Consider the following 12,863-nt stretch of genomic DNA (forward strand, 5'->3'; position numbering starts at 1 on the left):
TGCCGCTATCTTAGCCGGCTCATACGACACACCGGCAAGAAAGTCGGCTGCCAGAAAGCCGGCACACACCTCAACCTAAACAGAACATCCCAACTGCTCTTCCGAAACCCAACCGGCATGGAACCCATACGGCACCCGCTGCGGAATAATCACCCGCGCCACCGGCACACCTGTCAAATCCCCAGCACTCACTACCACCAATTCAGAAGTATCCTCCCCCCCATCGTAAACAAAAGTCAGCAACCACCCATCATCCTCAGAAACAGCACCCCGACGCGGAACAAAAACTGCCTCACCGCCATATCGCCCCGCACCGAATTCGTGAGTTTCTGACTTGCCGGTGATCAAATCATACTTAATCAACCCATCGAATAGCGGAACCGGCATCGGAGCCTGTTTTCCAGCGTAACCGTATCGCGTCTTCCGCCCCACAAACTGCTCATTCATGCGCGGGAATTCCGCCGGCACATCATTGAGCATCTCCTCCCGCACAGTGCCGGTGTTCAAATTAAACCGCCACTGGTGCAGACGGGGGATATCCCCCTCCGGATCGCGATCCTTCTCTTCAGAAACAAAAACATTCGTCGAATTCATCCGACAGGCGACAAGCACCACCTCATCCCCCTCCTCCCAAGCATTAAGGGTATGCCAGACAAAGCACGCCCGACTTTCAAACCAGCGGATATTGCTATTATCCCCGTAACGCGGTACAATACCAAACCGGCTGGCACGCTCCCGCTCAAACATGAACACCGGCTCGCCCCGCCGTATCCGTTCGCCACTGAAAGTCAGCGGCAAATCCATAAAAATCGTATAATTTTCCGTGATGGCAAAATCGTGCATCATCACCCCCACCGGCAACTCAACCGGCACAGTCTGCAACAGCTCCCCCTCCGCTGAGACAACGCCATATTGCAGGTAAGGAGGCTCCACCGGCGAATAGCCAAAAAACATCATCTCCCCACTCCCCGGATCGACCTTAGGATGAGCCGTGAACGGAGAACCCAACTTGCCCCCATAAGTCTGCTCCCCAACCGTCTCCAAACTAGGCAATTTAATTGCGTGAGGCGCACCGGCTTCCCAGAGCGCCAGCAACTGGCCGGCGTGCCAAACCAAAGCCGTATTTGCCACATTCTTGCCCGGACCGTGCGGATTGTCCATCTGGGGGGGTTCCAACAGCCCCGTCCAGACCGCCTGACCGGCATCCCGCTCAATCTCAAAACCCCGCGTCCGCACATAGCGGTTGAGGTAAGAAGCTTTCCCATTGCTAATGCGCACCCCGTGCAGCATCCCATCCCCATCAAACCAGTGATACTGCCCAATGGGCGGAAACTGCGGATTCGGACCATTGCGCAAGAACATCCCAGACAAGTCACTGGGCAATTCGCCAATGACCTTCAACTCATCAGCTGCAATCTCAGAGCGCACCGGCGCAAAGTTGCCCTCCAGATAAGGATTTCCTGCCGCTGTAGCCATTTTCTCTGCTGTCATCGCAAGTTAAACTGTTATCAACACTACTCAGGTACTCCCAAAGCATAATAACGTTTTCCCCTGGATAGCTGCGACCCGTTGCGCCAGAACCCCTCTCGTCCTATCGATAGAGGTTGCGGCAATGTGCAGAGCGCTAAACTATCACTAGCTTCATCAAAACTGCATAACTTACCATTAACAATTACTTCACATTTACCTGACATGACCGGTCGCCGAGCCTTCTTGCAGCAGAGTGCCAGTTTATTTGGGCTTGTGGGACTGTCCCTCGCCGCCTGCAGCACTGCCGGCACCGGCAGCCCCAGCCAACCGCAGACAGCAACCACTATGAAACTGCACAGCACAGCATTTGACCCCAACAACCTAATTCCCGCCAAACACACCTGTGATGGCCAAGACATTTCCCCGCCCCTCAGCTGGGACGATCCGCCTGCCGGCGCAAAAAGCCTCGCCCTGATCTGCGACGATCCCGACGCCTCCAGAGGCAGCTTCATCCACTGGCTTGTTTACGATCTCCCCGCCCTAGCGCACCAACTGCCCGAGGGGGTCCCCAAACAGCCCAAACTCGCCACCGGCGGCGTCCAGGGGAAAAACGACTTTGGCAGCATCGGCTATGGAGGCCCTTGTCCCCCCACCGGCACCCACCGCTACGTTTTCAAACTCTACGCCCTAGACAAACAGCTCGGCTTGCAGCCTGGCGCAACAAAAGCTCAAGTCCTGAAAGCAATCGAAGGCCACAATCTAGGCACAGCCGAACTCATTGGACGCTACGCCCGATCGCGCTAGAAAGCCCACCCGCCTAATAAATTGCCTATTTTCCGGCTGATTCGTAATTTAAGTACCTCGCCCTGTTCTTTGTTTTATAAGCGTTCGCGAGGTTTTTACTCTCTTAAAAGTAAGAGTAATCAAGCAAAAAATATTCCCCCTCCCCGCAAGCGGGGATGGTGGGGCCCCCTCTGGGGATAAGGGGCTGGGGTTAGGGGGTGGGGTTCTTCCCTAACGCTGCAATTTAACAGCCGTGCCGGTGGCCGTAATCAGCAGCAAAGCCCCACTGCCGCCAAGACTGATCGTGCCGGTGTCAACCTCAATGCCAAGCACAGCATCCGCGCCCAGCCTGCGAGCGCGCTGCTCCAGTTCGGCGAGCGCGTCTCGGTGTCCGCGCTCAAACACCTGCTCATAGCTGCCGGTGCGCCCCCCGATAATATCCCGAATGCCGGCAAAAAAATCTCGCACAGCATTGCTGCCATAGACGACTTCAGCTGTTACAATCCCCAAATAAGCTTGAACGACCGCACCTTGAATGACATCCGTTGTTGTTAAAATCATACACTGCCCTCACGCACGCCCATCGCTTCGCACAGCTGCGGTTTCCAAACACAACTATTCCTGATTCAATATTGAGGCTAGAGTAGCACACACCAGTGACAGGAAGATAGCAGACCGTGCAAAAGCAGACTTTATTTGTACTCAGTTCCTTGCTGTTGGGAACAGTGGCAGCAACCCAGCAGCCAGGCGTTCGAGCTGAAACGCCCGTCGCTCAAACCAACAGCAACAGCCAGCAATTGAGGGACCTGTTGCGACAAGCCCGCCAGTTCGTGGACAGAGGCGACTTGTCCAGCGCCCTGGCAATTTACCAGCAAGCCGCCAGCTTGGACAGCAGAAATGCCCGGATTTTCTCTGGCATTGGCTACTTGCAAGCGCGTCAGGCCAACTACCAGGCTGCAGCGGACGCCTACCGGCAGGCGGTTGCCCTCGATCCGAAAAATGCAGATTTCCAGTACGCCTTGGGCTACAGTCTGGCCAATGCGGGAGACAATACCGGTGCCGCATTTGCCTACAGTCGCGCCGCCTCCCTCAACTCGAAAAACGTCAATGCCTATCTGGGGCTGGGCGTGGTGCTGTTGCGAGCCGGTGACTACAGCACAGCCCTGAATGCCTTCCAGCAAGTGATTGTCCTCGATCCCAAAAACTGGAAAGCCTATGAGTCGATGGGGTCAATACTGGTACAGCAGCAACGCTATCCGGAAGCGATTCAAATGCTGCAGCAAGCGGCCAAGCTCGCTCCCAGGCAAGCCAGCGTGCAGGTGAGTTTAGGCAGCGCCTTCCTGGCTCAGGGCAACCTGAGCGCGGCTCGCTTCGAGTTAGAGCGAGCCGCCCAGCTCGACCCCAGGAATGCCGAGATTTACTTCCAAATTGGCCAAATTTTCCAGAACCAGAAGGACTTTGAGCGTGCTGTAGGCGCTTATCAGCAAGCCCTCTCCCTCAACTCCCAGTTGGTGGAAGCCCAGGCGGCGATTGGCGCGATTCGGCTGCAGCAACAGGACTTCCTGCAGGCGATAGTGGTTTATCAGGAAGTGATTCGCATCTCCCCCCAAAATGCCGCAGCTTACTATAACCTCGGTCTGGCTTACAAAGGCCGGCAGAGCCTGCCAGAAGCAATCTCCGCCTTTGAGCGAGCCCGCACCCTCTACCAGCAGCAGGGCAATTCTGAATGGGTGCAGAAAGTCGATGAGGCGCTGCGGGCGCTGCAGCGGTGAGATGTTTTCTGTTTGATTCCTTTTCCTTAAATTCCGAGTCTCGCGCCTCTCTCCCCCCTGCTAAAACCCTCTGTGTCAGGGGTAAGGTCGGGGTAAACCCGCCGGGTGGGGGGAGAGTTGCCTCTGGCCGGCTTAAAGAAATCATATGGGCGCAGTTGAAGATATAGCGGTTTTCACTTGGATAAAGTACATGCCAGAAACCCGGTTTCTTTAAGAAACCGGGTTTCTGGGCACCTCACCTCGGATGAAAACCGCTATAAATGGCGCAAGAACTCTAAACTCTAATCAGCCAGAGGCTGCTGAGCAATTTTATTGAGGCCCACCGATTGCAGCAGGCTCGCCCAGTCCGCAGCCAGCGCGGAATTGCCCGGATCTGCCCGGCGGGCAGAAGCGAGGGCGCTGAGAGTGTCCTGCCAAAGGCCGGCGGATGCGTAAAGGGCGGCGCGATCTCGCGGTGAGCTTTTTTGTAAATTGCCCGCCAGTGCCGGGTTCGGTTCAACCCGCTGCACCCACCCTTCTACAAGCTGGTCGTCCTCCGGAATGTCAGCATTGCAACTGATGGAAAATTCCCAGCGGTAATCTTTGCCAACCTCTAGCGGTGGCAGCCCTGCCGCATCGGGCAGACTGATGCTAATCACACCGGGTTTACCGGCAGTATTGAAAGTTGTCTTGTAAATCGACTGGTCGTTTTTATCGAGCAACTCAAACTGCACCGTTTGCGGGGCAGTCGCGGGAATGTAGAAAAAGAAACTGGGATAGGGGGATAGGGTTTGCCCCAAGTTGGTGTCTGGCATCAAAGCCATCAGCGGCTCTTTGCACACCGTCACCGGCCCGCGAGTTCCCGCCCCTTCCCGCCGGCCAGGCAGCCCTCGTGCCGGTGCCTTAAACCCCAGACTTTCTGCTCCCAGAACGCCGGCTGGTGTTCCTGATGCCGGCACCCGCGCTGGTGGCGTCAGCTGCGCCAGCGCCCCTGTCGGAAAGCCAGAACCCCACAGACTCAAGCTAGAAGCGAGAGCTGATATTATAATACAAAGGCTAGATTTTGTCAAGCGCATGCTAGATTTTAGATTTGAGATTTTAGAGTTGAGATTTTAGTTTTTAGTTGGCAAGACTTCCGCAGCATCTTGACCTGTAATATCAAGTCCTGTTACATATCCATAATATCTCTCAGTCAGAGCAATGGTCTCGCTGGAATTGCGGAAAATCTTCCCCAAGCCCTATCCCCCATACCCGGTGCTTTAGGGACGCCACCCCCCATTAAATTTAGGGCTATCCGAAAGAATGGTATTTACAAAACACGCCTCCAGACAGGTTTTGTATATATGCGTTCTTCCGGAACTCAGAAATGTTTACAAATTGTGCACAAAATAGCCCCAACAGTTGGGCCAGACCATCGCCGATGCCCAGGGGATAGGTGTTAGAGGTTAGGGGTTAGGTGTGAGGGGAAAGCCATCGCCCCCCGCCCCCATCGCCCCCCGCTCAGCCCTCAGTCTTGCTGCGAGTCCGCCACGCCACTACCCGATAGACATCGACCGTTTGATGCTTGCCCTTGAGGGCCAGCGGGCCCCAGGGCTCCACCAGAAATTGATCCTCCAGGTAAACCAGAGTTTCTTTGGCGATCAGCACCCGGCAAATGCTGGACTGGCGGTCTTTCTCGCAACTTTCCAGACGGGAGGCAATATTGACGCTATCCCCAATAATGCCGTATTCCAGGCGCTCAGAGCCGCCCAAACTGCCGGCGACAACTGGGCCGGTGAAAATCCCCACCCGCATCTGGACCACCGGCAGCCCCCGCCGCTTCCAGTCCTGATTGAGCTGCCCGAGGCGCTCGCCAAAAGCCAGACCGCAAGCCACCGCATGGCGGGCGTCCGAGGCGATTTCCGCCTCTGTGGTGCGAGCCACCGGCACCCCAAACACCGCCATAATGCCATCGCCGGTAAATTTGTTGATAATGCCGCGATGCGCCGCCACTTCGTGCGTGAGGGCAGAAAGATATTCGTTGAGCCACTCCATCAGCCGTTCCGGAGGCAGCTGTTCGGAGATGGTGCTGAAGTCTTTGAGATCCGTGAACAGCATCGTGGCGGTCAGCTTCTGTCCGGGAAGTTTGCCTTCCTTGAGCAAGACAGAGCGGTTGTTCCACAGGGCGTCAGCAACTTCTGGGGAAGTGTTTTGCCCCAAAAGCTTCATGACAATTTGCTGCTGCAGCCCGGCTTGATACGCCCGGTAAGTCACCACCGAGGTAGCGGTGAGAGCCAGAGATAGAGCCGGTGCTGCCACCGGCACCCAAGTGGCGCGAGTGAACAGGTAGAAGCAGCTGCCCACAAGCACCCCGAGCACCGCAGCTGAGCTGAGCGCCAAAACCGCAGGATGCCGGCCCCACCAGCCGGCAGTGCCTCCCACAGCCGCCCACAGCGCCACCCACAGCAGCTCCGCCCATTCTGGCCAAAACCGGAACAGGGGGCGCTCGCCCAAAACAGCACTGAGGATTTGGCTGACGATCTGGGCGTGAACCAGCACCCCAGCCATTTTCGGCTCCTTGAGCTCAGCTGGACTGTAGGGAGTCAGGAAAAGGTCTCTGCGACTGGGCGCTGTGTACCCAATCAGGACAATCTTGTCTTTCACCCAGCTTGGATCGAGCCACCCATACAAAACCTGCCTTAGGGAAACAGTCCGCGCCACATGGCGAGGCGAGCGGTAATTGAGCAAAAGCTGGTAGCCGTTAGTATCAATCCTTTGATAGCCGCCAGAATTTTCCTCCAGCGGCAAAAACGCAGCCATTCCCCACTGGATAGAGTTAGGACTGTCAGGGCTGTTGTTGGGCTCGTGTCCTTTGCCCGCCAGATATTGCATCGCCAGCTGCATGGCAAAAGAAAATAGCGTCGTGTCTTCCGTCAGGTTGCCAAACAGCAAACTGCGACGGACCACCCCATCTGGATCTTGCAGGATGTCGTTAAAGCCAATGCGATCGACCGGCACATCTGGCGGCGGCGGCACGTCCAGCGTCCCCGTACCGGACGTCCCCATTTTTGTTATCGCAATCGTATTCGGTTTTTGCAGCTGAGCCTTCAGTGCGGGTGCGCCTTTCCCTTGCGAGATATCGCGAAACACATCTAAGCCAATCACAGCCGGCTGGGGAAGCTGCAATTTCTCCAACAGCTGCGCCACCACCTGATCGGAAAGCGTTGATTGCTGTAACGCCTGGATGTCTTCCTCTGTGATGCCCACCACCAGCAGACGGGGATCGGGCCCCTCATCCGCCCTTCGCAGCACCATCTGGTCATAAGCCATCAGTTCCAAGCGCTGCAGCCCACCCAGATGCCGCACAGCCAGAAGCGACACGCTGCAAGCAACAGATGCGAGCGCCACTATGCCCGCACCAGTTAAGTCTGGCCGTTTCTCGCGAAGCCGGCGTAATAACTTAGCAATCACGGATGACCTTGAACTCGGAGCGGTCAGTGAATAGCGCAACATCGGTCTACTGATGCTGATAGAAGTTTTTGTGCTTGCCGTCCAATCAGCCCCACTGTTGCTAGCCCTTTGAGCGCGATGTTCCCAGGACAGACTTGATGAAGACGAGTCTGTCCGCTATTTTTCGGCAAATCCTCAATCTCTGTTCCTAGACTAAGACATTTTTCGCTCGCCGTCGAGGGGTCTGGCATTTCGGGGGTCTGACCCCTTGCCCCTTGCCTTGGGAAAGGGGGGGAGAACTTTTCTCCCCTGTTCCCTGTTCCTTGTTCCTTCTTGCTTCCGAGCGGGAGAGCTGACGAAAATATAGGGGTTTTAGCAAGTGCGCGGGCCCGTCGGCATCAGGGGCTTTCCGGCCCTATGGGCCCTACTGGAATGAAAAAACCTGCCCTTCAAGGACGCCCCTCCCACTCCCCAAATCCAAACCGCTACAAAGCACAATCTTTCCCAGAGCCGTCACGCGCTTTCGGAGAGTCTATTGTGGTTTGAGGTAATTTGTGAATTATATCATTTTTTGGGTTGGCAAGCAACATCCCTGCCATCTGCCCTGACGCCGCTGACAGTGGGATGCCCAGAAATGCTGAAATGGTGTGGGGGCCGGTTTAGCCCACTTTGCCGCAGGGTAACATATATTTTGGGCGAACCCGCCCCTAGAATGCAATAGCGCATCAGGGAAAGGCCACCGCCCGATTTCCGGGGGCCGGTGGCCGGTCAGCTGAACAGCTGCTCCCGGAGCGCCGGCAATGGCCACCGCCGGCACTTCAACCGCCGGTGCCGGCGGTCACAGCCTTGTGAGAGAGAAATCTTCCTCGCCCAGGGAGCCCACTTGCCGGCACCGCTGCGGAGCTTCCCGAACAGCGCACGCTCACAGGCATTGGGGCACCGGCGCTCTCGCCGGTGCGGCATCTGAATTCGCCCCGACATCTGTCCGGCGATGTCGGGGCAGAAAACTTATGCCTGCCACCTGCCGTGGGACGGATATATTTCTGCTAGATTATCTTTAGAATCAACCGGCATCCGTTGAGCTGCCCCATATCATCCGCGTAAAATCCAGGGGAGGAATCAGAGGCGGTATCGCTCACGTTAAATGTCCATCCCTCCCCAGCTGCCATCAAGTTAGAGGAGCTAGCAATATGCTTAACACCGACGGTAGTTTTAGTGCCAGTCTCTACGAGATGTGGCATGAAATTACCATAAAGACAGCCAAATTAATGGGGGCTGACCGCGCGACTATTTTTTTAATAGATGAACAAAAGAACGAACTCTGTTCAATTGCTTCCAGTGGTGATGGCGGAGTCTTAGAAATAAGGATTCCCGCAAATCAGGGGATTGCCGGTGAGGTGGCAGCACTCAAGAAAAGCGTCAATCTTCCCAGGGATTGCAATGAAAGTCTTGGCTTAGCTATGCGAGATATGGATCGCAAAACCGGATACTGCACCCATTCTCTACTGGCACTGCCCCTGTTTAATGAGAGAGGCAAGCTGATTGCAGCTGTCCAACTTCTCAACAAGCTGAAGAGCCCTGACAAACCGTCAGCGCCCCTGTCTGAAAGAGTTGACCCATCAGGATTTACGCGAGCCGACGAAGCGCGGTTTGCCGAATTTGCCCCTCTGCTCCTGCCGGTTCTGGAACGGTGCCTCAAGGAGATATTAGCTGCCGGTGCGCCGGCAACTTCTCGGGAGACTTCCCCCTCTGAATTTCGGCAGGCAACCGCAGAAAAGGGAGAAAGGTCTAGTGAAAGCGCCCCGCCGGCTTCCCACAGCATACAGGCTTTCAATGAAAACTTTGAAATCCTCAATGTTATCTTTGACAGGGGGCTGGAGGCCACGCTGCAGGAGATGTTGCGGGCTGCCAGCCAAAAAGCGGGAGAATTGCTCAATGCCGACCGGACGAGGATTTTTATTTTTGATGAGGCCAGCAGTGAGCTGTGGGCGGTGGCGGACGGTGCGGAGGGAGCTTTGGAAAGTGGCATTCCTGCGGGGAAAGGGATCGTGGGGGAGGTGGCAGCGACAAAGAGAGCGGTGAATATACCGCTGGATTTTTTTGACGATCCGCGCTCGGCAGATGCTAAGAAATTTTACCAGAAAACCGGATACCGCACCTACACGGCGCTGGCAGTGCCGGTGCAGAGTCAGGGGGGAGATTTAGTTGCGGTCGTCCTGTTCCTCAACAAGTTGAAAAAAGACCGCCTGGCAAGCGCTACCCTAGCGGAGAGAATTGATACAAAGAGCTTTACGGAGGCGGATAAAGCGCTTTTCGAGCGAGAAGTCCCGCAGATTCGCCTGATTCTGGAAAGATGCCGGCTGCTTTACGCAGCAGCCCAGAAACAGCGCTCAGCTACAGCGCTGATGGAAGCCACGCGCTCTCTGGCACAGAGCAGTTTGGATTTAGACGCAACTCTCCAACGGGTGATGGGGCAGGCGTTGGGGCTGGCGAACGCAGATCGCTGCACCCTGTGGGTTTTAGACCGGGAGCGCGACGAGCTGTGGACAAAAATCCCCCTAGCCGGTATTTTAAAAGAAATTCGCCTGCCGGTGGGGGTGGGTTTTGTTGGGCGAGTCGCGGCAACCGGCGAGCCGGTTAATATTCCTTTTGACCTGTACGACTGTCCCGATACGGAGACGGTGAAAAAAATGGACCGTGATGTGGGCGGCTATCGCAGCTGCAGCATGCTGTGCGTGCCGGTGATCAACCCCGATGGGGAGCTGATTGCTGTCACCCAATTAATCAACAAGACAAAACAGGGCGAGAGCTCCATTTACGATCCCGATGACTGGCCAAATGCTCCCAGTTGCTGGCAGGCGAGCTTTAATCACTCCGATCTGGAATTGATGCGGGCATTTAATATTCAAGCCGGCTGGCTGCTGGAAAAAGCCCAGCAGTTTGCAGCGATTGAGCAACACGAACAGATAGAGCGGGATATCCTTCGCTGTCTGTCCTATGGGGTAATTTCTGCGGATAAAGAAGGCCACATCCTTACTGTCAATGAAAGTGCGCAGCAGCTGATGGGCTACAGCGACGCCGACTGGCTGAAGGGGCGCTCGATTTGCGACCTGATTCAAATTCAGGACGCCGACTTGCCTGAATGCCTGCAAGCGGCAGTCGATGCCAAGGAGGAAAAAGACCGCAAGCAATTCTATCCGGAGCAAACTTTAATCCCTGTCGGAGGCGAACAGCGACAGATTAACCTGTCGATTAATGCTATTGCGGATGCCGGTGACGCTACCCAGATCAAAGGCGTCGTGCTGGTTCTGGATGAAATTGGCGAGCGGAAACTTTTCCGGCGTTTCGTGAGTAACTCCATCACCCAGGAGGTGGGTTCCCAGGTGCGCGAGCGTGGGCGCAGCCGGTTGGGCGGCGAGCGCAAGGAAGTCTCGGTGCTGTTCTCCGGAATTCGCAGCTTCACCAGCTTGCTGGAAAACCTGGAGGATCAGGAGGTGCTGCTGCTGCTCAAAGAATATTTTCAGTCGATGACGGAGGCGGTTTTCAAGTACGGAGGCGTAATCGAGAAGTATATTGGCGACGCGATTATGGCGGTCTTTGGCGCGCCGGTGCTCCTGGAAGAGCACGCTTGGCGTGCGGTGCAAACGGCGGTGGAAATGCGCCGCCGGCTGGTGGAATTAAATGTCCGCCGCGTCGAAGATGGCAAACCCGCGATCCGCATTGGCATTGGCATCAACTCGGACACTGTACTCACCGGCAATATTGGCTCCTCTCAGCGCCTGGAATTGACCACGATTGGCGATGGCGTCAATCTCGGCGCTTACCTGGAACGGGTGAGCAAGCAATATGGCTGCGATATCATTATCAGCGACACGACCTACCAGCCCTGCGCTGACCGGGTGTGGGCCAGGGAACTGGACTTGATTGGCGTCAAGGGGAAACACCACCCGGTGGCTATCTACCAGCTCGTGGCCCTCCGTTCCGAGGAGATTCCAGAAGAGAAGCGAATGGCGATCGAGCTGTACTCCCAAGGGCGCGAACACTACCGCAATCGCCAGTTTGCCGAAGCTGCTGCTGCCTTTGGCCAAGTTCTGGAAATCTCCAGCTGGGACAAACCCGCCGCCATCCAGCAGGAGCGCTGCCAGCACTGGCTGCAAGAACCGCCCCCCGAAAACTGGGACGGTATCTGGTCTTTTGCCGAACTCTAGCGGGCTCATCCCGTTAAAGTAAATGTCTGTGGTGCTGGGGTGCTAACCTAAGTGGCTACTGCTATAGCAGTAGGCAGTCAGTTTAGCACCTCGGAGGGAAGGCGTTGGTACGGCTTCGCCCTAGCCTCAAGGTTTCTGGGATCGGAGGGAACGCCTGTCCTACGTCCTTATCTAAGTGGCTACTGCTATATCCCTCTTCTGTCACTTTCAGGCAATTCGACGAATTTGCGCCATTTCAGGCAACGGCAGAAGGACGCTATCGCGTCCCGCTTGCGCTTAGGCCAAACCCGCTTCGGCTTGGGTTTTAAGATTCTAGTTCTTCTCTTAAGTCCAAGGGAGGCGGACTTCGTTTGATGAGCCGCGATTTCAAGAAGCTGTTGGCGCTCTCGGTGAGGGGTTAGACCCTTATGCCGGTTTTTCCGGGTTCCTGGGCGGACATTGGTGCCACCGGCACTGCTGGTCAGTAAAGCCTCAAATGAGGCTGCGACTCGCTCTCTCACAAGGAATTCAGGGCTCTTCCCGGGTGGCGAGGGGTATAACCCCCCGTTAATTCGCCAACAGTCTCTTTCAATCGCCGGGAGCTTAAGTTGACACCGATGCCCCCCGTGGCCGCCCAGGGAGTGGCCGCCCACGGAGTGGCCGGCCTCCTGACACCGGCGCGGATCGGGCGACCGCCCTGTCATCCTTTCGGGACAGTCGCGGCGGGAGTTGCCCCTACCATCCCTGCCGCCGTGCAGTAGCGCTATAGACGCGCCGCGCCTGCGGTCGATGGCCCAAAAGACAGGTGTTCTAGCGGCAAGAGCTGATTGACAAGAGTCTTTTTTAAGAGATTCCCCCTTGACACCGGCACCTTTTGGGTGTTATGCAGCAGTGTGCCGGCTGGCATGGCGGGCGGCTATAGAAATTTTTAATAATTTGGCTTAAGAATGATTTAATTTTTTAATGATTCCGCCCTCAGGCGTGCTAAAAACGCTCCCTCAGGGGGTGCGGAGGGGGTGCCGGTGCGGGGCATCTTTCTAAGTTACGGCTGTTTAATCATAACAAATCCCGGGGCTTCAGGCGAGCCTCGGCAAATATTATAAATACTAATCAAAAAGAGAAATCATTAAAATCCCAGGGTCAGAGGGGAGAGCGCAGAAGTTTGACAGCCAAAAAAAACTCGACTACAGTAAAAACAAGTACAGCCGCTCCGACAGGTGTGACGGAGAGATTCGTGCTACGA

Annotated in this window: 8 protein-coding genes; 3 read left to right on the forward strand and 5 right to left on the reverse strand. The window is 55.8% G+C overall.

Translation table 11 applies throughout. From position 1 onward, the window contains the following. Nucleotides 1-75: 75 nt before the first annotated feature. A complete protein-coding gene (locus OSC10802_RS0116650) occupies nt 76-1,491 on the reverse strand; it encodes a carotenoid oxygenase family protein (protein ID WP_017717908.1) in 1,416 nt (471 codons plus the stop codon). A gap of 201 nt (nt 1,492-1,692) precedes the next feature. Between OSC10802_RS0116650 and OSC10802_RS0116655 the strand changes: the two genes are divergently transcribed. After that, entirely contained in the window at nt 1,693-2,274 is a 582-nt protein-coding gene (locus OSC10802_RS0116655) for a YbhB/YbcL family Raf kinase inhibitor-like protein (protein WP_017717909.1), read from the forward strand. Between the two features lie 210 nt (nt 2,275-2,484). On the opposite strand, the gene OSC10802_RS0116660 is transcribed toward OSC10802_RS0116655, so the two are convergent. Beyond that, on the reverse strand, nt 2,485-2,814 hold the full coding sequence (locus tag OSC10802_RS0116660; RefSeq protein WP_017717910.1) for a YbjQ family protein: 330 nt from the start codon (nt 2,812-2,814) through the stop codon (nt 2,485-2,487). 116 nt (nt 2,815-2,930) lie between these two features. Between OSC10802_RS0116660 and OSC10802_RS0116665 the strand changes: the two genes are divergently transcribed. Next, nucleotides 2,931-4,025 (forward strand): tetratricopeptide repeat protein, encoded by a 1,095-nt coding sequence (locus OSC10802_RS0116665; protein ID WP_017717911.1) that lies wholly within the window; start codon nt 2,931-2,933, stop codon nt 4,023-4,025. 281 nt (nt 4,026-4,306) lie between these two features. Here the strand turns inward: OSC10802_RS0116665 and OSC10802_RS40500 are convergent, their stop codons facing one another. The 3 genes from OSC10802_RS40500 to OSC10802_RS0116680 all read right to left on the reverse strand — a co-directional run bounded on the left by OSC10802_RS40500 (nt 4,307) and on the right by OSC10802_RS0116680 (nt 8,414). Then, nucleotides 4,307-5,080 carry a DUF928 domain-containing protein gene (locus tag OSC10802_RS40500; protein ID WP_017717912.1) on the reverse strand — a complete coding sequence of 258 codons (774 nt, stop codon included), beginning with the start codon at nt 5,078-5,080 and terminating at the stop codon, nt 4,307-4,309. Between the two features lie 424 nt (nt 5,081-5,504). Next, nucleotides 5,505-7,496 carry a CHASE2 domain-containing protein gene (locus OSC10802_RS0116675; protein WP_044170147.1) on the reverse strand — a complete coding sequence of 664 codons (1,992 nt, stop codon included), beginning with the start codon at nt 7,494-7,496 and terminating at the stop codon, nt 5,505-5,507. A 705-nt stretch (nt 7,497-8,201) separates the two neighbouring features. Continuing rightward, nucleotides 8,202-8,414 carry a hypothetical protein gene (locus OSC10802_RS0116680; protein WP_017717914.1) on the reverse strand — a complete coding sequence of 71 codons (213 nt, stop codon included), beginning with the start codon at nt 8,412-8,414 and terminating at the stop codon, nt 8,202-8,204. 209 nt (nt 8,415-8,623) lie between these two features. Between OSC10802_RS0116680 and OSC10802_RS40505 the strand changes: the two genes are divergently transcribed. Continuing rightward, the gene (locus OSC10802_RS40505; RefSeq protein ID WP_155967937.1) at nt 8,624-11,641 is read left to right on the forward strand and encodes an adenylate/guanylate cyclase domain-containing protein; all 3,018 of its coding nucleotides are present in this window, start codon (nt 8,624-8,626) and stop codon (nt 11,639-11,641) included. Nucleotides 11,642-12,863 lie beyond the last annotated feature (1,222 nt).

Origin of the sequence: Kamptonema formosum PCC 10802 (genome assembly GCF_000332335.1) — a bacterium.
Classification (GTDB): domain Bacteria; phylum Cyanobacteriota; class Cyanobacteriia; order Cyanobacteriales; family Oscillatoriaceae; genus Oscillatoria.

Coding starts and splice junctions, on each gene's coding strand:
- OSC10802_RS0116660 (WP_017717910.1), bottom strand. CDS start 2,814: ATGATTTTAACAACAACGGATGTCATTCAAGGTGCGGTCGTTCAAGCT.
- OSC10802_RS0116680 (WP_017717914.1), bottom strand. CDS start 8,414: ATGTCGGGGCGAATTCAGATGCCGCACCGGCGAGAGCGCCGGTGCCCC.
- OSC10802_RS0116675 (WP_044170147.1), bottom strand. CDS start 7,496: ATGTTGCGCTATTCACTGACCGCTCCGAGTTCAAGGTCATCCGTGATT.
- OSC10802_RS40500 (WP_017717912.1), bottom strand. CDS start 5,080: ATGCGCTTGACAAAATCTAGCCTTTGTATTATAATATCAGCTCTCGCT.
- OSC10802_RS0116650 (WP_017717908.1), bottom strand. CDS start 1,491: ATGACAGCAGAGAAAATGGCTACAGCGGCAGGAAATCCTTATCTGGAG.
- OSC10802_RS40505 (WP_155967937.1), top strand. CDS start 8,624: ATGCTTAACACCGACGGTAGTTTTAGTGCCAGTCTCTACGAGATGTGG.
- OSC10802_RS0116655 (WP_017717909.1), top strand. CDS start 1,693: ATGACCGGTCGCCGAGCCTTCTTGCAGCAGAGTGCCAGTTTATTTGGG.